Source organism: Streptomyces physcomitrii, assembly GCF_012273655.1.
Lineage (GTDB): Bacteria > Actinomycetota > Actinomycetes > Streptomycetales > Streptomycetaceae > Streptomyces > Streptomyces physcomitrii.
This window is the reverse complement of sequence record NZ_JAAWWP010000012.1, coordinates 138292-162568: the sequence shown is the minus strand read 5'-3', so window position 1 is coordinate 162568 and position 24277 is coordinate 138292. Positions and strand designations below refer to the sequence as shown.

Below are 24277 nucleotides of genomic sequence, written 5' to 3'. Positions count from 1 at the left end.
GGCGCGGGACGCCGCATGCCCCGGCCGGTGCGGCCGGGGCATGCGGATATGTACTGCTGCGGGGCGGGCTACTTCGCGGAGTCGCCGTCCTTGCCCTCGCCCTTGCCGCCGTCCTCGTCCTCCTCCTCGGAGGCAGCCGAGGAGTCGCCGCCGAGCAGCCGGACCAGCTGGCCGCCGACGATCCGCTTGAACTTCCGCTGCTGGGGCCGGGTCCGGTCCAGCACCGCGACCTCCAGACGCTCGGCGGGGATCTCCCGCTCCCCGCCGTTGGTGTCCCGGGAGAGCGCCTGCACGGCGAGCCGCAGCGCCTCGGCGAGCGTCATGCCGTCCCGGTGCTGCTGGTCGAGATAGGTGCTGATCTGCTCGGAGTTGCCGCCGACCGCGACCGAGCCGTGCTCGTCCACGATCGAGCCGTCGTGCGGCAGCCGGTAGATCTGGTCGCCCTCGGGGCTCTCCCCCACCTCGGCGACCACCAGCTCCACCTCGTACGGCTTCTCGGCCGCGCTGGAGAAGATGGTGCCCAGCGTCTGGGCGTAGACGTTGGCGAGGCCGCGGGCGGTCACGTCGTCGCGGTCGTAGGTGTACCCGCGCAGGTCGGCGTAGCGGACACCGCCGATGCGGAGGTTCTCGTACTCGTTGTACTTGCCGGCGGCCGCGAAGCCGATCCGGTCGTAGATCTCGCTGAACTTGTGCAGCGCACGGGACGGGTTCTCACCGACGAAGACAATGCCGTCGGCGTACTGCAGCACGACCAGGCTGCGACCGCGTGCGATGCCCTTGCGGGCGTACTCCGCCCGGTCGGCCATGGCCTGCTGGGGTGAGACATAGAACGGCGTCGACACCGGCTGTCCGTCCCTTTCTGTCGGTGGAGCTGGGGAGTCGGGGGATCAGTGACCGCGGCGCGTCACAGCAGTTCCGCGCGCGGGCCGTCCGGCTGCTCCTGGCGCCGCTCCACGATCGAGCGGGCGACCGCGGAGGACTCCTCCTCGGTGAGCTTTCGGAAACCGTCCTCGGTGATCACGGTGACGATCGGGAAGATCCGCCGGGGCAGATCGGGGCCGCCGGTCGCCGAGTCGTCGTCGGCCGCGTCGTAGAGCGCCTGGACGACCAGGGTGACGGCCTGGTCCTCGGTGAGGTCCTCGCGGAAGAGCTTCTTCATGGCGCCGCGGGCGAAGACCGAGCCGGAGCCGGTGGCCGCGAAGCCCCGCTCCTCGGAACGGCCGCCGGTCACGTCGTACGAGAAGATCCGGCCCTTGCCGCGGTCGACGTCGAAGCCCGCGAAGAGCGGCACCACGGCGAGGCCCTGCATGGCCATGCCGAGGTTGGAGCGGATCATGGTGGAGAGCCGGTTGGCCTTGCCCTCCAGGGAGAGCTGGGCGCCCTCGACCTTCTCGAAGTGCTCCAGCTCCAGCTGGAAGAGCTTCACCATCTCCACGGCCAGGCCCGCGGTGCCGGCGATGCCGACCGCGGAGTACTCGTCCGCCGGGAAGACCTTCTCGATGTCGCGCTGGGCGATCACATTGCCCATGGTGGCCCTGCGGTCACCGGCGAGGACGACCCCGCCGGGGAAGCTGGCAGCCACGATGGTGGTGCCGTGCGGGGCCTCGACGGTGCCCTGCACGGGCGGCAGCTGCCGGTTGCCCGGCAGGACCTCCGGCTGGTGCTCGGTCAGGAAGTCCATGAAGGAGGAGGACCCAGGCGTCAGGAAGGCAGCCGGCAGACGCCCGGTGCTTCGGGGATTGGCTTCCACACGATTCCTTCCAAGTAGGCGACAGCCCGGCTCACATGCTGGGACGCGGTTCCCAACTCGCCGATGGCCGAATTGCAGTTGAGTACGCCCCGACCCTACCCGCGTTGAGGCGGTGATCCACATGTTCGGCCGAAGGACTCTTCTCGCGCTGCGGGACTCGTTCTTCGCGGCGGGCGGGCCGTCCCGCGGCCCGCGGGCACGCCGCTCAGGGGGCGGGCCCGCCGCGGCACCGGTCGCGGCGGCCGCCTCGGCCCCGCGCCGGTGCCGCGAGGGCACCGCCTTGCCGGGTGGGTGTCACGGCGTACCGGACACCGGTCCGCTCCGGTCGGCGGTCCGCGCCGTCCGGAGCCGGGCGGACCCTACTGGCCGCCCTTCTGCACGAACGACCGCACGAAGTCCTCGGCGTTCTCCTCCAGGACGTCGTCGATCTCGTCCAGGACCGAGTCGACGTCGTCGCTCAGCTTCTCCTGGCGCTCCTTGAGGTCCTCGGAGCCCTGTGCTTCCTCGGTCTGCTCCTCGACGTCCTCGGTGGGACGCGTGGCCTTCTGCTGTCCGCCGCCGGTGTCCTTGGTCGCCATACACCTCACCCCGCTCGGTTCGACGTACTGCGCGCTGCGCAGTCGTACAAGATCAGACCCTACAAGCAGGGACTGACATCGGCCCCGCTGTTCTTGCAACGTCCGGGAGCCATCCCGATGATTCCCGGCAGCCGCACCTTTCAGACCGGATCCCGGCCACCGGATCACCTGCCGGACAGCACCCGGACCAGCTCCTCCGCCGTACGGCAGCGGTCCAGGAGCTCCTTGACGTGGTCCCTGGTGCCGCGCAGCGGTTCCAGGGTGGGCACGCGCTGCAAGGAGTCGTGACCCGGCAGGTCGAAGATGACCGAGTCCCAGGAGGCGGCGGCCACGTCGTCCGCGTACTGCTCCAGGCAGCGGCCGCGGAAGTAGGCCCTGGTGTCCTCCGGCGGCTGGCTCTCGGCGCGCTCGACCCGGCCCTCGTCCAGCAGCCGCTTGATCTTGCCGCGCTCCACCAGTCGGTTGTAGAGGCCCTTGTCGGGGCGTACGTCGGCGTACTGGAGGTCGATCAGATGCAGCCGGGCCGCGTCCCAGTCGAGGCCGTCGCGGCGCCGGTAGCCCTCCATCAGCTCGCGCTTGGCGACCCAGTCGAGCTCCCCGGACAGGCTCATCGGGTCGCTCTCCAGGCGGCCGAGCACGTCCTCCCAGCGGGCCAGGACGTCCTTGGTCTGCTCGTCGGCGTCCGCGCCCCAGCGCTCCTCCACGTACTTCCTGGCCAGCTCGTAGTACTCCATCTGGAGCTGGACCGCAGTGAGTGTGCGGCCGCTGCGGAGCGTGACCAGGTGGCTCAGGGTGGGGTCGTGGGAGACCTGGTGCAGGGTGCGGACGGGCTGGTCCACGGCGAGGTCCACGGCGATGAAGCCGTCCTCGATCATGGACAGGACCAGCGCGGTGGTGCCGAGCTTGAGGTACGTCGAGATCTCGGAGAGGTTGGCGTCCCCGATGATCACGTGCAGCCGGCGGTACTTCTCCGCGTCGGCGTGCGGCTCGTCGCGGGTGTTGATGATGGGCCGCTTCAGCGTGGTCTCCAGGCCGACCTCGACCTCGAAGTAGTCGGCGCGCTGGCTGAGCTGGAAGCCGTGCTCGTGGCCGTCCTGGCCGAGTCCCACGCGTCCGGCGCCGGTGACGACCTGGCGGGAGACGAAGAAGGGGGTCAGGTGGCGCACGATGTCCGAGAAGGCGGTCTCCCGCTTCATCAGGTAGTTCTCGTGGGTGCCGTAGGAGGCGCCCTTGTTGTCCGTGTTGTTCTTGTACAGGTGGATGGGCTGGGCGCCCGGGAGCGCCCCGGCCCGCTCCGCGGCCTCGGCCATGATGCGCTCGCCCGCCTTGTCCCAGAGGACGGCGTCGAGCGGGTTGGTGACCTCGGGCGCGCTGTACTCGGGGTGGGCGTGGTCGACGTAGAGCCGGGCACCGTTGGTCAGGATCACATTGGCGAGGCCGATGTCCTCGTCGGTGAGCTGACTGGAGTCCGCGGCCTCCCTGGCGAGGTCGAAGCCTCGCGCGTCGCGCAGCGGGTTCTCCTCCTCGAAGTCCCAGCGGGCCCGCCTGGCCCGGTGCATCGCCGCCGCGTAGGCGTTGACGATCTGGGACGAGGTGAGCATGGCATTGGCGTTGGGGTGACCGGGGACGGAGATCCCGTACTCCGTCTCGATGCCCATTACTCGCCGTACGGTCATGCGGCCCTCCTTGCCCGGCGGCGCTCCCGTGCGGGAACGACGCTCACGTACCGCTCCTGCTGTGCGGTGCCCGACCCCGCACCGCGCGGCTCAGCGGTACCGTCGAGCCTAGAACGCCATGGCTCCGGTGGGGAGATCATTTGCGTCATTGCTTCTCCTCGGCCAGCCGGAATTCGCCCTGACCGGATCCGGGGAGAAAAACAGGCGGCTGCGGATGCCCCACCGCGGGGCATCCGCAGCCGACCCGTTCTTTTACAGGTACTGACCGGTGTTCGCCACCGTGTCGATGGAACGTCCCGTGTCCGCGCCCTGCTTTCCGGTGACGAGCGTACGGATGTAGACGATCCGCTCGCCCTTCTTTCCGGAGATACGGGCCCAGTCGTCGGGGTTGGTGGTGTTCGGCAGGTCCTCGTTCTCCTTGAACTCGTCCACGCAGGCCTGCAGGAGATGGGCGACCCGCAGACCTTTCTGGTTCTGTTCCAGGAAGGCCTTGATCGCCATCTTCTTGGCCCGGCCGACGATGTTCTCGATCATGGCGCCGGAATTGAAGTCCTTGAAGTACAGGACTTCCTTGTCGCCATTGGCGTACGTGACTTCGAGGAAGCGGTTCTCCTCGGACTCGGCGTACATCGCCTCGACCGTGGACTGGATCATCGCGTCCACCGTGGCGGCCTTGTCGGTGCCGTGCTCCGCGAGGTCGTCCGCGTGCAGCGGGAGCCGCTCGGTGAGGTACTTGCCGAAGATGTCCTTGGCCGCCTCGGCGTCGGGCCGCTCGATCTTGATCTTCACGTCGAGGCGCCCGGGGCGCAGGATCGCCGGGTCGATCATGTCCTCGCGGTTGGAGGCGCCGATGACGATGACGTTCTCCAGGCCCTCGACACCGTCGATCTCCGCGAGCAGCTGCGGGACGATGGTGTTCTCGACGTCGGAGCTGACGCCGGAGCCGCGGGTGCGGAAGAGGGACTCCATCTCGTCGAAGAAGACGATGACGGGGGTGCCCTCGCTGGCCTTCTCCCGGGCCCGCTGGAAGACCAGGCGGATGTGCCGCTCGGTCTCGCCGACGTACTTGTTGAGCAGCTCCGGGCCCTTGATATTGAGGAAGTAGCTCTTCCCGGCGGGCTGCCCGGTGACTTCGGCGACCTTCTTGGCAAGGGAGTTGGCGACCGCCTTGGCGATCAGCGTCTTTCCGCAGCCGGGAGGGCCGTAGAGCAGGACGCCCTTGGGCGGGCGCAGCTCGTGCTCCTTGAAGAGGTCCGGGTACAGGTACGGGAGCTCCACGGCGTCGCGGATGCTCTCGATCTGGCCGCCGAGGCCGCCGATCTTGTCGTAGCTGATGTCGGGGACCTCTTCGAGGACCAGCTCCTCGACCTCGCTCTTGGGCACGACCTCGTAGACATAGCCCGAACGGGGTTCGAGGAGGAGCGCGTCACCGGGGCGGATGGTGACGTCCTCGGCGAGCAGCGGCTCGGCGAGCCGGACCACCCGCTCCTCGTCGGTGTGCCCGAGGACGAGGGCGCGCTCGCCGTCCTCCAGGATCTCCTTGAGCGTGACGATGTCGCCGACCCGCTCGAACTCCATGGCCTCGACCACGTTGAGCGCTTCGTTGAGCATCAGCTCCTGGCCGCGCCGCAGCTCGTCCAGGGGCACGCTCGGGCTGACGTTCACCCGGAGCTTGCGGCCCCCGGTGAAGATGTCGGCGGTGCCGTCCTCGTTCGCCAGGAGGAAGACACCGAAACCGGCGGGGGGCTGTGCGAGCCGGTCGACCTCTTCCTTGAGGGCCACGATCTGGTCGCGGGCCTCACGGAGCGTATTGGCGAGCCGTTCGTTCTGGGTGGAGACGCCGGCCAGATTGTTCTGCAGCTCGACGATCCGCTCTTCGAGAATCCTCGTGTGCCGCGGAGAGTCGGCGAGCTTACGTCGCAGGACGGCGATTTCCTGCTCGAGATAGGCGATCTGACCGGAAGGGTCCTCGGACCCTCGTCCCGGGCGGATGCCGCGGTTGATGTCGTCGTCGTGGGCTGCCACGGTCCTCACCTCCTCCAAGGGGAGCTGGACGCTTCCAGACCCTACCTGCGTGGGTGCCGATTGAAACCCCTAGATCACAAAGACCGACGGGGTGTGTCCGATCTTCACCCTTGCGCTCTCCCTCACGCCAGGGGGATACCCACCTGAGGGCCGCGGAAAGCGGGCGGTTGTATCGTCGAAGCGTTCAACACCCGTCGGAGCTGGCCCGACTTGCACCCTTTTCCGGGCCGCCCGGCACCGCGAACGGCAGGGAGACAGACCGTGCAGGACCCAGGCGGTGCGCCCGCACCAGGCGGCGCCGACCTCGAAGTGTGGATCGACCAGGACCTGTGCACGGGCGACGGGATCTGCGCGGAGTACGCGCCCGAGGTCTTCGAGCTGGACATCGACGGCCTCGCCTACGTCAAGGGCGCGGACGAGGAGCTGCTGCAGGCCCCGGGGGCCGCAACACCCGTACCGCTGACCCTCCTCAGGGATGTCAGCGACTCCGCCAAGGAGTGTCCGGGCGACTGCATCCACGTACGCCGGGTTTCGGACAAGGTGGAGGTCTACGGGCCCGACGCGGAGTGATTCCGCGAGCGCGCCAGGTGAAGACGAGGCGGGGCCCGGGACGCCGTCGACGGCGTCCCGGGCCCCTTCTCGTGCTCGTCTTCTGGTCGGATTCCCGCCACGGACGGTGACCGGCCGTGGCGTGCCTCACACGGTGCGGGCCTGGTCCCCGGTGCTGCGCGCGAAGGCGCCGTCCTGCCAGTGCCAGCTCACCTTCTGCTTCTGGTCGGGGCAGCAACTGGGCACCTCCGGCGAGGAGTAGCCGAGGAGGGTGGCCGCGACGCGTCCGTCGCGGACGGTCAAGTCGGTGGCGTTCTCGCGGTCCTTGGGGTCGAGCAGGGTCGCCACCACGCGCGGCTTCCCGCCCTTACCGGAGGGCTGGGTGAGCACATAGACCCCGTCCGGCGGGCTGCCCGAACCGGCGTCGCAGCGCACCGCCGCCACCGTCTCCGGTCTGCCGTCGCCGTCCAGGTCCCCACTGGCCCGCTGCTGCACCTTCGCCGCCACCGGACCGCAGTCCAGCGGGAAGCGCACCCCGTCCGGATCCGGTGCGGCGACCGGCGTGCTGCGCGCGGCGCCGCCCTTGTCCGGCTGGGCGGCCGTGGCGTGATCGGGCTGGAGGAAGGAGGACCCGGCGAGCACGGCGGCCACGGCCGCGGCGGTGGCCACCCAGTGGATGGGCCGGGTGGTGGCGTGCGCGAGTTCCGGGACGGCGGATTGCTGCACTAGGAGCGTCTCCTGGGGGCTGTACCGGCGGGGGATGGCCAGCATCGTGCCATACGTCACACTCGGCCGGAACGCCGGGGGCGCATTCTTCGGCACGCACCCGCGCGCGAAGGGGCGCACACGCCAACGCGCGGGCCCCGTGGCCGAGTTCACCGGAGCGGCGGGAACTCGGGCACGGGGCCCGGGAGTTGCAGGGGCAGGGTGGTCAGCGCGGGGTGCCGCCGTCGGCGTTGGGACCGGCGTAGTCCTCGCCGTAGGCGCCCTTGGCCGGCCGCCTGCGGCGCATCGGCGGCTCCACGCCGTCGGCGAGCCGCCGGGCGGTGAGCAGGAAGCCGGTGTGGCCGATCATCCGGTGATCGGGGCGCACGGCGAGTCCTTCGATGTGCCAGTTGCGGATCATGGACTCCCAGGCGGTCGGCTCGTTGAAGCAGCCGATCTCGCGCAGGGATTCGACGGTACGGGCGAGCTGGGTGGTGGTGGCGACGTAGCAGCAGACGATCCCGCCGGGGACGAGCGCCTTGGAGACGACGTCCAGGCACTCCCAGGGGGCGAGCATGTCCAGGATGACCCGGTCGACCTCGCTGTCGGAGAGGTTGTCCTGGAGGTCGCCGACGGTGAGCTGCCAGGCCGGGTGCGGACCGCCGAAGTAGCGCTCGACGTTCTGCTGGGCGATCTCCGCGAAGTCCGCGCGCCGCTCGTAGCTGTGCAGCATTCCGTGGTCGCCGATGGCGCGCAGCAGGAAGCTGCTCAGCGAGCCGGAGCCGACCCCCGCCTCCACGACGCGGGCGCCGGGGAAGATGTCCGCGAAGGCCAGGATCTGCCCCGCGTCCTTGGGGTAGACCACGGCGGCACCGCGGGGCATGGACAAGACGTAGTCGGGGAGCAGGGGGCGCAGCGCCAGATAGGCGACGTTCCCCGTGGTGCGGACGACGCTGCCCTCGGGAGCACCGATCAACTCGTCGTGCGGGAAGGAACCCTTGTGGGTGTGGAAATTCTTCCCGGCTTCGAGCGTGAAGGTGTAGTGGCGTCCCTTGGGATCGGTCAGCTGTACCTGGTCCCCGACCTTGAAGGGCCCGCGACGGCGGGCGGCACCGGTCGGTTCGGACATGGGGCCCAGCCTACCTTTCGGCCGGCGGGCCCCCGACCAGGTGTACGGGCGGTGACCCGCGCGGGCCCCGGCCGGGCACTCCGGTCGGGCCCGGCGCCGGGGGCCGGCGGGCGGCAGGGCTCAGTTCGGGCGGGCCATCGCCTTGACGAAGGCGCGCTCCACATCGGCGGCGGAGAGCACCCCGTAGATCTCGCCGGACTCCTCGACCACCAGGTACTCGGAGGCCGGGGTGGCGCGCAGCACGTCGAGCAGCTCCTCGCCGGACAGCTCGGCGGAGACCAGCATGCCCGGGCTCAGCTCCTGGGAGAGGCTGCCCGCGGCGACCCAGGGGCGCCGGTGCTGCGGCACGCCGACGATGGCGGCCTCCCGCACCAGGGCGCGGGGTTCGCCGTCCGGGTCGACCACCACCAGGGCGCGTGCCCCGGCGTCGTTGGCGCGGCGCAGCGACTCCGAGAGCGGGGTGTCGTACGCGACCGGGACGGCACGCCGGGTCAGGGTGCGGGCGCGGAGTTCGGGCAGGTGCTCGCGCAGCCGGGCCATCCGCAAGCTGTTCCCGGCGCCGGTCCAGATGATCCCGGCGAGGATCGCGGCGAGCAGGGCGTCGGTGAGGGTGTCCCAGCCACCGAACTCCTGGGCGTCGTCGCCGAGCGCGCCGGACTGGGTGAGCAGCGGCAGCCCGACCAGTACGGACAGGGCGAGGCCGCGGCCGACCCAGGCCGCGGCGACGGTGCCGCTCATCGGCTTGCCGGTGATCTTCCAGACCACGGCGCGCAGCATCCGGCCGCCGTCCAGCGGCAGCCCGGGCAGCAGGTTGAAGGCGGCGACGAGGAGGTTGGAGATCATCAGTCCGGCGAGCAGCACCCCGGGGACCGTGCCCGGCTCGACGGCGAGCATGCCGAGGTAGAAGACCCCGGCGAGCACCAGGGAGAGCAGCGGTCCGACGAAGGCGAGGACGAACTCCCGGCCGGGGGTCTCCGACTCCTTCTCGATCTCCGAGACGCCGCCGAAGAACTGGAGCTGGATCCGGCGCACCGGCAGCTCGAAGCGGAGCGCGGCGACGGTGTGGGCCAGCTCGTGGACGAGCACCGAGGCGTAGAAGGCGACGGCGAAGAAGAGCGAGACCAGATAGCGGGCGCCGCCGAGTTCGGGCAGCACGCGTTCGAGCTGCTCGCCGAAGACCCAGGTGATGAGCACGGCGACCAGGAACCAGCTGGGGGCCACGTAGACCGGGACGCCGAAGGGACGGCCCATCAGGATGCCGCCGCCGGGCTCGGGTCGGCGGGACGGCGGCTTGGCGCCCCGCGGATTGCCCCGGGCGTGGCTGCGGTCGTGGTCGTCCTGCGGGGCGGACCCGAAGGGCGAGGGGGCCGGGGAGGACGGCGGCGCGGGCTCGGGGGGCGGGGCCGGTGCGGGCGGCGGGGGTGTGCCGCCGTCGCCGTTGCGGGGGGTGCCGCTGTCGCCTTGGCGGGGGCCGCTGTCGCCCTGGCGGGTGGCGCTGTCGCCCTGGCCGGTGCCGCGGTCGCCCTTCTCCGCCGGGTCCTCGGCAGGCGGGGGTGCCGGGGCCTGCGCCGACCGGGGTGCCGGGCCCTCCGCGGGCGGGGTCGCCGAGCCCTCGGCAGGCGGTGGTTCCGAGCCCTCCGCAGCCGGGGGGACCGGCCTTTCCGCGCGCGGCGGTGCCGGGTCCCCGGCGGGTGGTGGTCCCCCCTGTCCGCCCGCTTCGGGAGACGCGGAGCCGGTGTCGGCGCCGTCCGAACCCGCCGGCCGGTCGCGGTGGTCGTCCGCGCCGTGGCCGCCGGGGTGCGGCTGCCCGCTCTCGTCCACGCTGTCCCCTCGTCGAAGCAACTCTTCGTACTCTTCGCGCTCTTCGTGTTCTTCGTCTTCTTGGTGCTCTTGGTGCTGCTCTTGGTGCTCTTGGTCCGGAAGCCGGTCTCGCTCCGATCATGCAGGGCGAGAGGGGCTGCCGTCGATGGTATGCGGCCGTTGTCGGTGCGGGGCCTTAGGGTCTGGCGCATGGAAACCAGTGCCGAGGGGACGGCCGCACGGGTGGCGACCGCTGTGCCCGCCGCGCCCGCCTCCCTCTCGCCCTCCCGCGCGAGCGACTTCATGCAGTGCCCGCTGCTGTACCGCTTCCGGGTGATCGACCGGCTGCCGGAGAAGCCGAGCGAGGCGGCGACCAGAGGCACGCTGGTGCACGCCGTCCTGGAGCGGCTGTTCGACACCCCGGCCGTGGACCGCACCGCGCCGCGCGCCCGATCGCTGGTGCCCGGCCAGTGGGACCGGCTGCGGGAGTCCAAGCCGGAGCTGGTGGAGCTCTTCGCGGGGGACGAGGACGGAGCCCGGCTCACCCGCTGGCTCGGCGAGGCGGAGCAGCTGGTGGAGCGCTGGTTCACGCTGGAGGACCCGACGCGTCTGGAGCCCGCCGAGCGGGAGCTGTTCGTGGAGGCGGAGCTGGAGTCGGGGCTGCGGCTGCGCGGCATCATCGACCGGGTCGACGTCGCGCCCACCGGCGAGGTGCGCATCGTCGACTACAAGACCGGCAAGGCGCCCCGCCCCCAGTACGCGGAGGGCGCGCTCTTCCAGATGAAGTTCTACGCGCTCGTGGTCTGGCGCCTGAAGAAGGTGGTGCCCCGGCGCCTCCAGCTGGTCTACCTCGGCAGCGGGGACGTCCTCACCTACGACCCGGTCCTCGCCGACCTCGAACGCGTGGAGCGCAAGCTGCACGCGCTGTGGGAGGCGATCCGCGAGGCCACCGAGACGGGCGACTGGCGGCCGCGGCCCACCAAGCTGTGCGGCTGGTGCGACCACCAGGCGCACTGCCCGGAGTTCGGGGGCACTCCCCCGCCGTATCCGCTGCCGGTGAGGGCGGCCACGGCGGACGGCACGGTACAGGGCAGAATGGCCCAGGGCCTTCCCTCGGATCCCGCCTGATCCGAACGGACGGCCCCTGGGCTAGCAAGAGGGAGACTCACGTGGCCATCCGTGTCCTACTGGTCGACGACCAGCCGCTGCTGCGCACCGGTTTCCGGATGATCCTGGAGGCCGAACAGGACATCGCGGTCGTCGGCGAGGCGGGCGACGGGCTCCAGGCGCTCGACCAGGTCCGCGCCCTGCAGCCCGATGTCGTCCTGATGGACATCCGGATGCCCCGTATGGACGGCGTGGAGGCCACCCGCCAGATCACCGGGCCCGGCCGCGACGGACCGGCGAAGGTCCTGGTGCTCACCACCTTCGACCTCGACGAGTACGTGGTGGAGGCGCTGCGCGCCGGGGCCAGCGGCTTCCTGCTCAAGGACGCCCCGGCGGGTGAACTCGTCCAGGCCATCCGGGTGGTGGCGGACGGCGAGGCGATGCTCGCGCCCAGCATCACGCGCCGCCTCCTGGACAAGTACGCGGGCCACCTCCCCTCCGGCGACGAGCCGGTGCCGGACGCCCTGGGCACGCTGACCGAGCGCGAGGTCGAGGTGCTGAAGCTGGTGGCGCGCGGGCTGTCCAACGCGGAGATCGCCGCGGACCTCTTCGTCAGCGAGACCACCGTGAAGACCCATGTCGGCCATGTGCTCACCAAGCTCGGCCTGCGCGACCGGGTGCAGGCCGCGGTGTACGCGTACGAGAGCGGGCTGGTGCGCCCCGGGGCCCAGTAGGGCGTCGACGCCCGCAGGCGTCAGGAAGCGGAGAAGAGGCGGCGGGCCCGCGGCACCGGAGTGCCGCGGGCCCGCCGTCGTCATGGAGCGGCTGCCGCCGGGGCTCAGTCGCTGACGCCGCGGCTCAGCTCCCACAGCTGGAGCACGGAGGAGGAGTTCAGCGCCCACTCCACGCCCTGGATGTCGTCGCGGGCGGCGACGTACTGCTTGCCCTGCCACAGCGGGAGCACCGGGACGTCCTCGGCGACGATGTCCTGGATCTCCTCCAGGCTCTCGGCGGCGCCGAGCCGGTCGGCCTCGCGGCGGGAGGCGGGGATCAGCTCCTCGCGGATCCGGCTGTCGGCGTAGGAGGAGCCGAGGAAGTTGTCCTTGTCGAGGAAGGGCGCGAGGAAGTTGTCGGCGTCGGGGAAGTCGGGGAACCAGCCGAGTCCGTAGACCGCGTACTCGCCCTTGAGCTGCTGGGGGCGGTACTTGCTCCACTCGGTGCCCTTGATGCGCGCGCGGAAGAGGCCGCTGTCGTTGAGCTGGTCGCGCAGCAGGGCGAACTCCTTCTTCATCGCCGGGCCGTAGTGGTCGGTGGTGTAGTGCAGGGTGAGCTTGACGGGGGTGGAGATGCCCGCCTTCCTCAGGGTGGCGCGGGCCTGGGAGTCGCTCGGCCTGCCGTAGGTGTTGAAGAAGGAGTTGGCGTGCCCGGTGATGTTGGTGGGCACCAGGGAGTACAGCGGCTCCGCGGTGGCGCCGTAGACCTTGGCGGCCAGCGCGCCGCGGTCGACGAGCTGGGCCATCGCCTTGCGGACGGCCTTCTCGCGGACCGAGGGCGCCTCGGTGTTGAAGCCGAGGTAGCGGATCTCCAGGCCGGGCAGCTCCACCAGGTTGATGTGCCGCCCGGTGGCGGTGGACAGCTCGCGGATCTGCTCCGGTGACATGGTGCGCGTCATCAGGTCGATGTCGCCCTTGTCGAGGGCCTTGCCCATGGCGTCGGCACCGGCGAAGGAGCGCAGCTCCACCTTGTCGTTCTTCGGCTTCAACTGGCCCTGGTAGTGCGGATTGCGGGTGAAGACGGCCTTGACGAGCGCGCCGCCCTCGGTCTCCGCCTTCATCCGGTACGGGCCCGAGCCGCTGATCTCGAAGCCGTCGCGCAGCCGCCCGGCCCGGTAGTCCGCCGGGTTGACGATGCCCGCGGCGGGGGTGGCGAGCTTGTACGGGAAGGTGGCGTCGGCGGTGTCGAGGTGGAAGACCACCGTGTCCGCGCCGCGGGTCTCGATGGTGTCGATGCTCGACAGGAGGGCGACCGGGCCGCTCTCGCTCTTGATGGCGCGGACCCGGTCGAGCGAGAACTTCACGTCCTTCGCGGTGACGGGGGTGCCGTCGGAGAACTTCAGGTCCTCGCGCAGGGTGCACTCGTAGCGCTCGTTGCCGGTGTCGGTGAAGCGGCACCGGCGGGCGGCCTCGGGCTCCGGCTCCCCGTCGCCGCGGGGCACCGCGGTGAGGGTCTGCACGGTCTGCCGCAGGACGTTCCAGGTGCCGGCGTCGTAGGCGAAGGCCGGGTCGAACGGGGCGGGGGCGTCCTTCGAGGTGGTGAACCGGTCGGTGGTGCCCACGACGATGGCCCCGCCGTCCCGGCCGCCGCCACCGGAGCCCCCGCAGGCCGCGAGCGCGGAGGCCAGCAGACCGACGACGGCCGGCAGCACCAAGGTCTTACGGTTCATGCGCGAAGTTCTCCCGGACTGGGTTCCCGGACTCCGGGCGCGGCGGGGGTGGGCCGCGCGGCGTACGGGGGTCGAGGCGTGGTTCTCACGGCCCGACACTAACCCCCGTATCCGAGCGCCTCGGGCGTCAGCGGGCGAGAGCGCGGTTACGCAGCGAAACCGTACGCGGACTGTGCGAAACCCCGACACGGGCCGCTTTCGCGCACGGAATGACAAATCGGTGCACAAGAGGCACGGCAGCGCCCGGATCCGCCCACTCGCGACGGGACGGGGCCCGCCGCGGCCGGCCCGCTGGTGGCGGATTTCACACGATCCGTCCGGGCGGAAAACAGCCGCTTCCGGCCATTTCCCACCCGGCACCGCGAGGCCGCGCGCACCGGTCCGGCGGGCGGCACCGCCCCGGCTCCGATCAGCCCTTCACCAGGCTGCGCAGGAAGCGCAGATCGACCTTCTCCAGGGAGGGCACCACGGTCCGCCCGGGCGCCGGGGAGATCGGCGCGACCGAGGGCACGGCGACGACGGTGCAGCCCGCGGCCTCGGCGGCGGCGACTCCGGTGGTGGTGTCCTCGATCACCGCACATCTGACCGGATCCGCACCGAGGCCCGCCGCGGCGAGCAGATACGGATCGGGGTGCGGCTTGGTCCGCTCGACCTCGTCGCCCGCCACGGTGAGGGCGAAGTGCCCGGCGCCGAGCGAGGGCAGCACCCGGTCGATGATCCGCCGGTGGGAGGCGGAGACCAGGGCAGTGGGCACCCGGTTCGCGGTCAGCTCGGCGAGCAGCCGCGCGGCGCCCGGCATCAGCGGCAGGGCCCGGCTGATGCGCTCCTCGAAGCCGTCGTTGAGCAGGACGACCAGCTCGTCCAGGGAGACCTCGGCGCCGGTGGCCTCGATCAGGAAGCCCGCGCTGCGGCTCATCGGGCCGCCGACCACGACATCGCGCCATGCCTCGTCGAGGCGGTGGCCGAGCCGGGCGAAGACCTCCACCTCGGCCTCCCACCAGAAGCCCTCGGTGTCCACCAGGGTGCCGTCCATGTCGAGCAGGACGGCTTCGAGCACGGAGCTCTCCGCCTGCTGGGTACCGAGCGCCGGGACCGTACTGGTCATCTGGCCGCTCACCGCCTTCCGTGGGGGACGGGCAGGCCGGTCGCCCCCAACCGCGGGCGACCGGCCTGTACTGGACCGACCAGTGTACGGCGGACCGGGCCCGCCCGCCCTGTGCGGCGGCGCACACCTCGGGCCTTTCGCGTACGGCGGGCCGGACCGGGCCGTCAGCGGGCGTTGAAGTACTTGGCCTCGGGGTGGTGGATCACCAGGGCGTCGGTGGACTGCTCGGGGTGGAGCTGGAACTCCTCGGACAACTCGACGCCGATCCGCTCCGGCTCCAGGAGCTCGGCGATCTTCGCGCGGTCCTCCAGGTCGGGGCAGGCGCCGTAGCCGAGCGAGAAGCGGGCGCCGCGGTACTTCAGCGCGAACATGTCCTCCATGGCCTCCGGGTCCTCCCCCGCGAAGCCGAGCTCGGAGCGGACCCGGGCGTGCCAGTACTCGGCCAGTGCCTCCGCCAACTGCACGGAGAGGCCGTGGAGTTCGAGGTAGTCCCGGTAGGCGTCGGCGGCGAACAGCTCGGCGGTGGACTCGCCGATCCGGGAGCCGACGGTGACCACCTGGAGCCCGATGACATCCGTCTCGCCGCTCTCCTCCGGGCGGAAGAAGTCGGCGAGGCACAGCCGGCGGCCGCGGCGCTGACGCGGGAAGGTGAAGCGGGTCCGCTCGGCGCCGTCCTCACCGAGGATGATCAGGTCGTCGCCCTTGGACACACAGGGGAAGTAGCCGTAGACGACGGCGGCCTCCAGGAGGTTCTCCCGCTGGAGCTTGTCCAGCCAGCCGCGCAGCCGGGGGCGGCCCTCGCTCTCCACGAGCTCCTCGTAGCTCGGCCCCTCGCCGGTGCGGGCCTGCTTCAGACCCCACTGCCCCTTGAAGAGGGCGCCCTCGTCCAGCCAGGAGGCGTAGTCGGCGAGCTGGATGCCCTTGACCACCCGGGTGCCCCGGAAGGGCGGGGCGGGCACCGGGTTGTCGGTGGCCACGTCGGAGCGGACGGCGCCCTCCTCCGGGCGCTCCTCGACCGCGGTGGCCGCGGCTGCCCGCACGCGGCGCTGCTTCAGCTCGGGCAGCTGGGCGCCCGGCACTCCCCGCTTGACCGCGATCAGGGCGTCCATCAGGCGCAGGCCCTCGAAGGCGTCCCGGGCGTAGCGGACCTCGCCCTGGTAGATCTCGTGCAGGTCCTGCTCGACGTAGGCGCGGGTGAGGGCGGCGCCGCCGAGGATCACCGGGAAGTCGGCGGCCATGCCGCGCTGGTTCAGCTCCTCCAGGTTCTCCTTCATGATCACCGTGGACTTCACCAGGAGACCGGACATGCCGATGACGTCGGCGCCGTGCTCCTCGGCGGCGTCCAGGATGGCGGCGACCGGCTGCTTGATGCCGAGGTTGACGACGTTGTAGCCGTTGTTGGACAGGATGATGTCCACCAGGTTCTTGCCGATGTCGTGGACGTCGCCGCGCACCGTGGCGAGCACGATGGTGCCCTTGCCCTGGGAGTCGGACTTCTCCATGTGCGGCTCCAGATGGGCCACCGCGCTCTTCATGACCTCGGCGGACTGGAGCACGAAGGGCAGCTGCATCTGCCCGGAGCCGAAGAGCTCGCCGACGACCTTCATGCCGTTCAGGAGGGTCTCGTTGACGATGTCCAGGGCGGGCCGGGTCTCCAGCGCCTCGTCGAGGTCGGCCTCCAGGCCGTTGCGCTCGCCGTCGATGATGCGCCGCTCCAGGCGCTCGCCGAGCGGGAGCGCCGCGAGTTCCTCGGCCTTGCCCGCCTTCATCGACTTGGTGTCGACGCCCTCGAAGAGTTCGAGCAGCCGCTGCAGCGGGTCGTAGCCCTCCGCGCGGCGGTCGTAGATCAGGTCCCGGGCGACCTGGACCTGCTCCTCCTCCAGGCGGGCGATCGGCAGGATCTTGCTGGCGTGCACGATCGCCGAGTCGAGCCCGGCCTTCACGCACTCGTCCAGGAAGACCGAGTTGAGGACGATACGGGCGGCCGGGTTCAGGCCGAAGGAGATGTTGGACAGGCCCAGCGTGGTCTGCACGTCCGGGTGGCGGCGCTTGAGCTCGCGGATGGCCTCGATGGTGTGGACGCCGTCCTTGCGGGACTCCTCCTGGCCGGTGCAGATGGTGAAGGTCAGGGTGTCGATGAGGATGTCCGACTCGTGGATGCCCCAGGTACCGGTCAGGTCCTCGATGATCCGCTCGGCGATGGCGACCTTGTGCTCGACCGTTCGGGCCTGGCCCTCCTCGTCGATGGTCAGCGCCATCAGCGCGGCGCCGTGCTCCCGGGCCAGCGCGGTGACCTTGGCGAACCGGGACTCGGGGCCGTCCCCGTCCTCGTAGTTGACCGAGTTGATCACCGCGCGGCCGCCGAGCTTTTCCAGTCCGGCCCTGATCACCTCGATCTCGGTGGAGTCGAGCACGATCGGCAGGGTGGAGGCGGTGGCGAAGCGCCCGGCGAGTTCGGCCATGTCCGCGGCGCCGTCCCGGCCCACGTAGTCGACGCACAGGTCGAGCATGTGCGCCCCCTCGCGGATCTGGTCGCGCGCCATCTCCACGCAGTCGTCCCAGCGGCCCTCCAGCATGGCCGTACGGAACTTCTTGGAGCCGTTGGCGTTGGTCCGCTCGCCGATCGCGAGGTAGGCGGTGTCCTGGCGGAAGGGCACCGTCTGGTAGAGCGAGGCGGCGCCGGGCTCCGGGCGGGGCGTCCGCTCGGCGGGCACCTCGCCGCGCACCCGCTCCACCACCTGGCGCAGATGCTCGGGCGTGGTGCCGCAGCAGCCGCCGACCAGGGAGAGCCCGTACTCCCGGACGAAGGTCTCCTGGGCGTCCGCCAGCTCCGGCGCGGTCAGCGGGTAGTGCGCGCCGTTCTTGCCGAGCACGGGCAGGCCGGCGTTGGGCATACAGGCCAGCGGGATCCGGGAGTGGCGGGCGAGGTAGCGCAGGTGCTCGCTCATCTCGGCCGGCCCGGTGGCGCAGTTCAGGCCGATCATGTCGATGCCGAGCGGTTCCAGGGCGGTCAGCGCGGCGCCGATCTCCGAGCCGAGCAGCATGGTGCCGGTGGTCTCGACGGTGACCGAGCAGATCAGCGGCAGGTCGGTGCCGGTGGCCTCCAGGGCGCGCCGGGCGCCGAGGACGGCGGCCTTGGTCTGCAGCAGGTCCTGGGTGGTCTCCACCAGGAGCGCGTCCGCGCCGCCCGCGATCATGCCCTCGGCGTTCTGCTGGTAGGCGTCGCGCAGCGTGGTGTACGGGGCGTGGCCGAGGGTCGGCAGCTTGGTGCCCGGGCCCATCGAACCGAGGACCCAGCGCTGCTGCCCGGTGGAGAGGGTGAACTCGTCGGCGACCTCGCGGGCGATGCGCACCCCCGCCTCGGAGAGCTCGTGGACCCGCTCCGGGATGTCGTACTCGCCGAGCGCCGCGTGGTTGGCGCCGAAGGTGTTGGTCTCCACGCAGTCGACGCCCACCGCGAAGTACTCCTCGTGCACCGTGCGCACGATGTCGGGGCGGGTGACGTTCAGGATCTCGTTGCAGCCCTCGAGGTTCTGGAAGTCGTCCAGGCTGGGGTCCTGCGCCTGCAGCATGGTGCCCATCGCGCCGTCGGCGACCACCACCCGGGTGGCGAGGGCCTCGCGGAAGGCGGCGATACGGGTGCGGCTGTCGGCGAGGTCGGGGGTCGGCAACGAGGCCATGAGAATGCTCCCTGGAGTGCGACGGCTGTCGGCTTTGCGGCTTCCCTGCGGAAGGCGCACCGGGCCAGCCTAACCGTGCCCCGGCCCGGCCGTCAGGGCGTCCAGCACGCGGACTCCCGTGCCACGGTCCGGACCCCGGTGCCGAACGGGCCCGTCAGGGGCGCCTGCCGGGTCCCGCGGCGGCCCGGCAGGGGCGCGGATCACGGGGCGGCGGATACGCGGCACGCGGTGTGGCGTGTATTGGCGGCAGGTCGGTAAAGACCGATAGTGTTCAGCATTGCCGAACACCACGGTGTTGCACCCTACTTGCCGACCTCCTCCGCTGCCGCCCCCGGGCGCAGCGCCCCGGGTGGCTCGCCGAGCCGCCGCCCCCTGCCCGTCCTCACCGGCCCCGCCGCTCTCGCCCAGGCCGTTCGAAGGGAGCCCCGCGCATGGCACGCAACATCCAGTCCCTGGAACGCGCGGCCGCCGTACTGCGCCTGCTCGCGGGCGGCGAGCGCAGGCTGGGCCTCTCCGACATCGCCACCGCCCTGGGCCTCGCCAAGGGCACCGCGCACGGCATCCTGCGCACCCTCCAGCAGGAGGGCTTCGTCGAGCAGGACCCCGCCTCCGGGCGCTACCAGCTCGGGGCGGAGCTGCTGCGCCTCGGCAACAGCTACCTCGACGTGCACGAGCTGCGCGCCCGTGCCCTGGTGTGGACCGACGACCTGGCCCGGGCCAGCGGCGAGAGCGCCTACCTCGGCGTACTGCACCAGCAGGGCGTGCTGATCGTGCACCACGTCTTCCGGCCCGACGACAGCCGCCAGGTCCTGGAGGTCGGCGCGATGCAGCCGCTGCACTCCACCGCCCTCGGCAAGGTCCTCGCCGCCTACGACCCGGTGGCCCACAGCGAGCTGGTCGAGTCCGAGCGGGGCAGCTTCACCGTGCACACCGTGACCGGCCTCGGCCGCATCGAGACCACCCTCGACCTGATCCGGGCCCGCGGCTACGCCACCGACATCGAGGAGACCTGGGAGGGCGTCGCCTCGGTCGCCGCCCCCATCCACGACCGCCGCCGGATGCCGGTGGGCGCCGTCGGGGTGACGGGGGCCGTCGAGCGGGTCTGCAAGGAGTCCGAGCCGCTGCCCGGTCTGATCGCCTCGGTGCGCGACTGCGCCCGGGCCGTCTCCCGGGATCTGGGCGCCAGCCGCTTCTGAGCCGGTGCGCGCGCCTCCGCGCGGGGCGCCTTCCCGGCCGGGCGCACCGGCGCCGCCGGGGGCGTCCGACGCCCCGCCCGCCACCTTCCCGTACCGCTCCCCACACGGGCCGGGACGGCCTCCTCGCCCCGTTCCCGAGCGGCCGCCGGCGCCCGGCCCGCGGGCACCCCGGGGGGCCCTTCCGGTCCGTTCGACATGCGGATGGCGGCCGGAGCGCGGACGATCGATAACGATCGGAAATCCAAGTCAATCCGATAGCCGCACCGTCTTGACGAGTTGGTGACCCCGCCGCGAGACTCGCGCCCACCGGTCGGCATTGTCGAACACCTTGCGGCAATACGCGCTAGGGTGTGACAAGGCCACGGGCCGGTACGCCCTCACCCGAGGGCACGAACCACCGGTGGGACCCGGGGTTCGCCTTCCCCTGGACGAAGGACAAAGGAGTCGCGGGTGTCCAGCTCCGACATCTTCACCGGCGAGGTCATCGGGACCGCCGTACTCATCCTGCTCGGCGCCGGCGTCTGCGCCGCCGTCACGCTCAAGCGCTCGAAGGCACAGAACGCGGGCTGGCTCGCCATCACCTTCGGGTGGGGCTTCGCGGTGCTCACCGGCGCCTACATATCGGCCGGTGTCTCCGGCGCCCACCTCAACCCCGCGGTCACCCTCGGGCTCGCCATCCAGGGCGGCACCGAGTGGTCCGACGTACCGCTCTACCTGGCCTCGCAGCTGCTCGGCGCGATGATCGGCGCCGCCCTGGTCTGGGTCGCCTACTACGGGCAGTTCCGCGCCCACCTCTCGGACCCCGAGATCATCAGCACCCCGGGCCCCGAGGGCATGGTCGACGAGCGCCTCGAACCCCAGGCCGGCCCCGTGCTCGGCATCTTCTCCACCGGTCCGGAGATCCGGAACGCGGTGCAGAACCTCCTCACCGAGATCATCGCGACCGTGGTCCTGGTCCTGGCCATCCTCACCCAGGGCCTCAACGACGAGGGCAAGGGCCTCGGCGTCCTCGGCGTGCTCATCACCGCCCTCGTGGTGGTCGGCATCGGCCTCTCGCTCGGTGGCCCGACCGGGTACGCCATCAACCCGGTCCGCGACCTCGGCCCGCGCATCGTGCACGCCCTGGTCCCCATGGCCAACAAGGGCGGCTCGGACTGGGGCTACGCCTGGATCCCGGTCGTCGGCCCGCTCATCGGCGGTGCCCTGGCGGGCGGACTCTACGAGCTCGCCTTCGCCTGATCCCGCCCCGCGACCGCACCACGACCCGAGGAGCACACCGTGACCGACCAGACCGCCAGCAACTCGCACGGCACCGGCCCCTTCATCGCGGCCATCGACCAGGGCACGACGTCGAGCCGCTGCATCGTCTTCGACCGCGACGGGCGCATCGTCTCCGTCGACCAGAAAGAACACGAGCAGATCCTCCCCAAGCCGGGCTGGGTCGAACACAACGCGGCCGAGATCTGGACCAATGTCCAGGAAGTCGTGGCCGGAGCCATCCAGAAGGCCGGGATCGGCCGGGACGACATCAAGGCGATCGGCATCACCAACCAGCGCGAGACGACGCTGCTCTGGGACAAGAACACCGGTGAGCCGGTGCACAACGCCCTCGTCTGGCAGGACACCCGCACCGACGCCCTGTGCAAGGAACTCGGCCGCAACGTCGGCCAGGACCGCTTCCGCCGCGAGACCGGGCTGCCGCTCGCGAGCTACTTCGCGGGACCGAAGATCCGCTGGCTGCTCGACAACGTCGAGGGGCTGCGCGAGCGCGCCGAGGCCGGGGACATCCTCTTCGGCACCATGGACTCCTGGGTCATCTGGAACCTCACCGGCGGCGCCCAGGGCGGCGTGCACGTCACCGACGTCACCAACGCCTCGCGCACGATGCTGATGAACCTCCACACCATGAAGTGGGACGACAAGATCCTCACCTCGATGGAGGTCCCGGCCGCGGTCCTGCCCGAGATCCGCTCCTCCGCCGAGGTCTACGGCGAGGTCACCGGGGGCCCGCTCGGCGAACTCCTCGGCGGGGTACCGGTCGCCTCCGCGCTCGGCGACCAGCAGGCGGCCCTCTTCGGCCAGACCTGTTTCGCCGAGGGCGAGGCCAAGTCCACGTACGGCACCGGCACCTTCATGCTGATCAACACCGGCGGGAAGGCGATCAACTCCTACTCGGGGCTGCTGACCACGGTCGGCTACCAGATCGGCGACAACAAGCCGGTGTACGCCCTGGAGGGCTCCATCGCGGTCACCGGCTCCCTGGTGCAGTGGATGCGCGACCAGATGGGCCTGATCAACTCGGCCGCCGAGATCGAGACGCTCGCCTCCTCCGTCGAGGACAACGGCGGCGCCTACTTCGTCCCGGCCTTCTCCGGCCTCTTCGCCCCGTACTGGCGCTCGGACGCCCGCGGGGTGATCGCCGGACTGACCCGGTACGTCACCAAGGCGCACATCGCGCGCGCCGTGCTGGAGGCCACCGCCTGGCAGACCCGCGAGATCTCCGACGCCATGACCAAGGACTCCGGCGTCGAGCTGACCACGCTCAAGGTCGACGGCGGCATGACCTCCAACAACCTGCTGATGCAGACCCTCTCGGACGTCCTGGACGCGCCCGTGGTGCGCCCGATGGTCGCCGAGACCACCTGCCTCGGAGCGGCCTACGCCGCCGGCCTCGCCGTCGGCTTCTGGCCGGACACCGAGGCGCTGCGCGCCAACTGGCGCCGCGCCGCCGAGTGGACCCCCCGCATGGACGCGGAGACCCGCGAGCGCGAGTACAAGAGCTGGCTCAAGGCCGTGGAGCGGACCATGGGCTGGCTCGACGACGAGAGCTGACCGCAGGTCGGCAACTCTCAGTAGCACTAGAGGAGTTGGACACATGACCACCCTGCAGAGCGTTCCCGCACCCGGAACGCGCCCGACTGCGGGTTCCCGGCCGGAACGGGCCGAGACCCGGGAGCGCCTGTCCGCGGCGACCTTCGACCTCCTGGTGATCGGCGGCGGCATCCTGGGCATCTCCACCGCCTGGCACGCCGCACAGTCGGGTCTGCGGGTGGCCCTGGTGGACGCCGGCGACTTCGCCGGCGCCACCTCGTCCGCCTCCTCCAAACTGCTCCACGGCGGTCTGCGCTACCTGCAGACCGGCGCGGTCAGGCTGGTCGCCGAGAACCACTTCGAGCGGCGGGCCGTCTCCCGCCAGGTCGCCCCGCACCTGGCCAACCCGCTCACCTTCTACCTGCCCGTCTACAAGGGCGGCCCGCACGGCGCCGCCAAGCTCGGCGCCGGGGTCTTCGCCTACTCCGCGCTCTCCGCCTTCGGTGACGGCGTCGGCCATCTGCTGAGCCCCGCGAAGGCCCAGCAGGACGTCCCCGAGCTGCGCACCGAGGGCCTCAAGGCCGTGGCGGTCTACGGCGACGACCAGATGAACGACGCGCGGATGGCCCTGATGACGGTGCGCGCCGCCGCCGAGGCGGGCGCCGTCGTCCTCAACCACGCCGAGGTCACCGGGCTGCGCTTCACCCGCGGCCGGGTCAGCGGCGCCGAGCTGCGGGACCGCGTGGACGGCGCCGAGTTCGGGGTGCAGGCGCGCCTGGTGCTCAACGCCACCGGGCCCTGGGTGGACCACCTGCGCCGGATGGAGAACCCGGACGCGGCCCCCTCGATCCGGCTCTCCAAGGGCGCCCACCTGGTCCTCAAGCGGACCGCCCCCTGGCGTGCCGCGCTCGCCACCCCGATCGACAAGTACCGCATCACCTTCGCCCTGCCCTGGGAGGACATGCTCCTGCTCGGCACCACCGACGAGGAGTTCGAGGGCGACCCCGGCGAGGTGGCGGTGACCGAGGGCGACATCGACCAGATACTCGACGAGGCCGCCTTCTCGGTCCGCGACAACCAGCTCAAGCGCGAGCTGATGACGTACGCCTTCGCCGGACTGCGGGTGCTGCCCGGCGGGCCCGGCGACACCTCCAAGGCCAAGCGGGAGACCGTGGTCACCGAGGGTCCCGGCGGGATGCTCTCGGTGGCGGGCGGCAAGTGGACCACCTTCCGGCACATCGGCCGCACCGTGATGAACAAGCTCGCCACGCTGCCCGGGCGGCCGCTCGGCGAGGACATGGAACCGCAGTCCCAGCTGCCCAAGCGGCTGCCGCTGCCGGGCATCGCCAACCCGCGCGCCGTCACCCACCGGCTGCTCGTGGACGGCCCCGCCCCGGGCCCGCGGATGGCCGCCGACACCGCCAAGCACCTGGCCACCCACTACGGTTCGCTGGCCCTGGACATCGCGCGCCTGGCAGAGGAGCGCCCCGAACTGGCCGAGCGCATCCACCCGGACGCCCCGGAGATCTGGGCCCAGGTCGCCTACGCCCGCGACCACGAGTGGGCCGAGACCGCGGAGGACGTCCTGCGCCGCCGCACCACCCTGACCATCCGCGGCCTCGACACCGAGGACATCCGCGGCAAGGTGGAGAACCTGCTGCGCCGCTGAGCGGCAGGCTCTCGGCAACAGGGCCCGAGGGGCGGCCACTTCGGTGGCGGCCCC

18 protein-coding genes are annotated in these 24277 nt (G+C 71.4%); 7 read left to right on the top strand and 11 right to left on the bottom strand.

From position 1 onward, the window contains the following. Positions 1-68: 68 nt before the first annotated feature. The 5 genes from prcA to arc form a co-directional block, all read right to left on the bottom strand. Positions 69-842, bottom strand: coding sequence for a proteasome subunit alpha (prcA, locus tag HFV08_RS20215; RefSeq protein WP_168541146.1), 774 nt, complete (start codon positions 840-842; stop codon positions 69-71). A gap of 62 nt (positions 843-904) precedes the next feature. Next, on the bottom strand, positions 905-1750 hold the full coding sequence (gene prcB, locus HFV08_RS20210; protein ID WP_168541145.1) for a proteasome subunit beta: 846 nt from the start codon (positions 1748-1750) through the stop codon (positions 905-907). A 359-nt stretch (positions 1751-2109) separates the two neighbouring features. After that, positions 2110-2328 carry a ubiquitin-like protein Pup gene (locus tag HFV08_RS20205; protein ID WP_168541144.1) on the bottom strand — a complete coding sequence of 73 codons (219 nt, stop codon included), beginning with the start codon at positions 2326-2328 and terminating at the stop codon, positions 2110-2112. A gap of 164 nt (positions 2329-2492) precedes the next feature. Further along, entirely contained in the window at positions 2493-4004 is a 1512-nt protein-coding gene (dop, locus tag HFV08_RS20200; protein ID WP_168541143.1) for a depupylase/deamidase Dop, read from the bottom strand. A 252-nt stretch (positions 4005-4256) separates the two neighbouring features. Continuing rightward, positions 4257-6029 carry a proteasome ATPase gene (gene arc, locus HFV08_RS20195; RefSeq protein WP_040254947.1) on the bottom strand — a complete coding sequence of 591 codons (1773 nt, stop codon included), beginning with the start codon at positions 6027-6029 and terminating at the stop codon, positions 4257-4259. A 261-nt stretch (positions 6030-6290) separates the two neighbouring features. On the opposite strand from arc, the gene HFV08_RS20190 reads away from it, so the two are divergent. Beyond that, positions 6291-6599, top strand: coding sequence for a ferredoxin (locus HFV08_RS20190; RefSeq protein ID WP_168541142.1), 309 nt, complete (start codon positions 6291-6293; stop codon positions 6597-6599). A 126-nt stretch (positions 6600-6725) separates the two neighbouring features. Here HFV08_RS20190 and HFV08_RS20185 read toward each other — a convergent pair whose 3' ends face one another. The 3 genes from HFV08_RS20185 to HFV08_RS20175 all read right to left on the bottom strand — a co-directional run bounded on the left by HFV08_RS20185 (position 6726) and on the right by HFV08_RS20175 (position 10233). Then, positions 6726-7304 carry a hypothetical protein gene (locus HFV08_RS20185; protein WP_168541141.1) on the bottom strand — a complete coding sequence of 193 codons (579 nt, stop codon included), beginning with the start codon at positions 7302-7304 and terminating at the stop codon, positions 6726-6728. 205 nt (positions 7305-7509) lie between these two features. After that, entirely contained in the window at positions 7510-8412 is a 903-nt protein-coding gene (locus HFV08_RS20180; RefSeq protein ID WP_040254944.1) for a tRNA (adenine-N1)-methyltransferase, read from the bottom strand. 120 nt (positions 8413-8532) lie between these two features. Continuing rightward, positions 8533-10233, bottom strand: a complete 1701-nt coding sequence (locus HFV08_RS20175) for a site-2 protease family protein (protein WP_168541140.1) — start codon at positions 10231-10233, stop codon at positions 8533-8535. A gap of 189 nt (positions 10234-10422) precedes the next feature. Between HFV08_RS20175 and HFV08_RS20170 the strand changes: the two genes are divergently transcribed. Both HFV08_RS20170 and HFV08_RS20165 read left to right on the top strand, forming a co-directional pair. Then, positions 10423-11340, top strand: coding sequence for a RecB family exonuclease (locus HFV08_RS20170; protein WP_210430540.1), 918 nt, complete (start codon positions 10423-10425; stop codon positions 11338-11340). Positions 11341-11381: 41 nt separating this feature from the next. Beyond that, positions 11382-12053: a response regulator gene (locus HFV08_RS20165; protein ID WP_168541139.1), complete on the top strand. Its 672-nt coding sequence runs from the start codon at positions 11382-11384 to the stop codon at positions 12051-12053. A gap of 104 nt (positions 12054-12157) precedes the next feature. Here HFV08_RS20165 and HFV08_RS20160 read toward each other — a convergent pair whose 3' ends face one another. The 3 genes from HFV08_RS20160 to metH form a co-directional block, all read right to left on the bottom strand. Beyond that, entirely contained in the window at positions 12158-13762 is a 1605-nt protein-coding gene (locus tag HFV08_RS20160; RefSeq protein WP_168541138.1) for an ABC transporter substrate-binding protein, read from the bottom strand. A gap of 409 nt (positions 13763-14171) precedes the next feature. Then, on the bottom strand, positions 14172-14867 hold the full coding sequence (locus tag HFV08_RS20155) for an HAD family hydrolase (protein WP_168541137.1): 696 nt from the start codon (positions 14865-14867) through the stop codon (positions 14172-14174). A 164-nt stretch (positions 14868-15031) separates the two neighbouring features. After that, a complete protein-coding gene (metH, locus tag HFV08_RS20150) occupies positions 15032-18547 on the bottom strand; it encodes a methionine synthase (RefSeq protein WP_168541136.1) in 3516 nt (1171 codons plus the stop codon). Between the two features lie 431 nt (positions 18548-18978). On the opposite strand from metH, the gene HFV08_RS20145 reads away from it, so the two are divergent. The 4 genes from HFV08_RS20145 (at position 18979) to HFV08_RS20130 (ending at position 24223) form a co-directional block, all read left to right on the top strand. After that, a complete protein-coding gene (locus HFV08_RS20145) occupies positions 18979-19743 on the top strand; it encodes an IclR family transcriptional regulator (RefSeq protein ID WP_040254940.1) in 765 nt (254 codons plus the stop codon). Between the two features lie 450 nt (positions 19744-20193). Beyond that, the gene (locus tag HFV08_RS20140) at positions 20194-20982 is read left to right on the top strand and encodes an MIP/aquaporin family protein (protein WP_168541135.1); all 789 of its coding nucleotides are present in this window, start codon (positions 20194-20196) and stop codon (positions 20980-20982) included. Positions 20983-21021: 39 nt separating this feature from the next. Then, a complete protein-coding gene (glpK, locus tag HFV08_RS20135) occupies positions 21022-22575 on the top strand; it encodes a glycerol kinase GlpK (protein WP_168541134.1) in 1554 nt (517 codons plus the stop codon). 43 nt (positions 22576-22618) lie between these two features. Beyond that, positions 22619-24223 (top strand): glycerol-3-phosphate dehydrogenase/oxidase, encoded by a 1605-nt coding sequence (locus HFV08_RS20130; protein WP_168541133.1) that lies wholly within the window; start codon positions 22619-22621, stop codon positions 24221-24223. Positions 24224-24277: the final 54 nt, after the last annotated feature.

What these genes read in the sequence shown, in the direction of transcription:
- HFV08_RS20205 (WP_168541144.1), bottom strand. Translation starts at nt 2,328, where the DNA reads ATGGCGACCAAGGACACCGGCGGCGGACAGCAGAAGGCCACGCGTCCC.
- dop (WP_168541143.1), bottom strand. Translation starts at nt 4,004, where the DNA reads ATGACCGTACGGCGAGTAATGGGCATCGAGACGGAGTACGGGATCTCC.
- HFV08_RS20180 (WP_040254944.1), bottom strand. Translation starts at nt 8,412, where the DNA reads ATGTCCGAACCGACCGGTGCCGCCCGCCGTCGCGGGCCCTTCAAGGTC.
- HFV08_RS20170 (WP_210430540.1), top strand. Translation starts at nt 10,423, where the DNA reads ATGGAAACCAGTGCCGAGGGGACGGCCGCACGGGTGGCGACCGCTGTG.
- HFV08_RS20160 (WP_168541138.1), bottom strand. Translation starts at nt 13,762, where the DNA reads ATGAACCGTAAGACCTTGGTGCTGCCGGCCGTCGTCGGTCTGCTGGCC.
- HFV08_RS20155 (WP_168541137.1), bottom strand. Translation starts at nt 14,867, where the DNA reads ATGACCAGTACGGTCCCGGCGCTCGGTACCCAGCAGGCGGAGAGCTCC.
- metH (WP_168541136.1), bottom strand. Translation starts at nt 18,547, where the DNA reads ATGGCCTCGTTGCCGACCCCCGACCTCGCCGACAGCCGCACCCGTATC.
- HFV08_RS20145 (WP_040254940.1), top strand. Translation starts at nt 18,979, where the DNA reads ATGGCACGCAACATCCAGTCCCTGGAACGCGCGGCCGCCGTACTGCGC.
- HFV08_RS20130 (WP_168541133.1), top strand. Translation starts at nt 22,619, where the DNA reads ATGACCACCCTGCAGAGCGTTCCCGCACCCGGAACGCGCCCGACTGCG.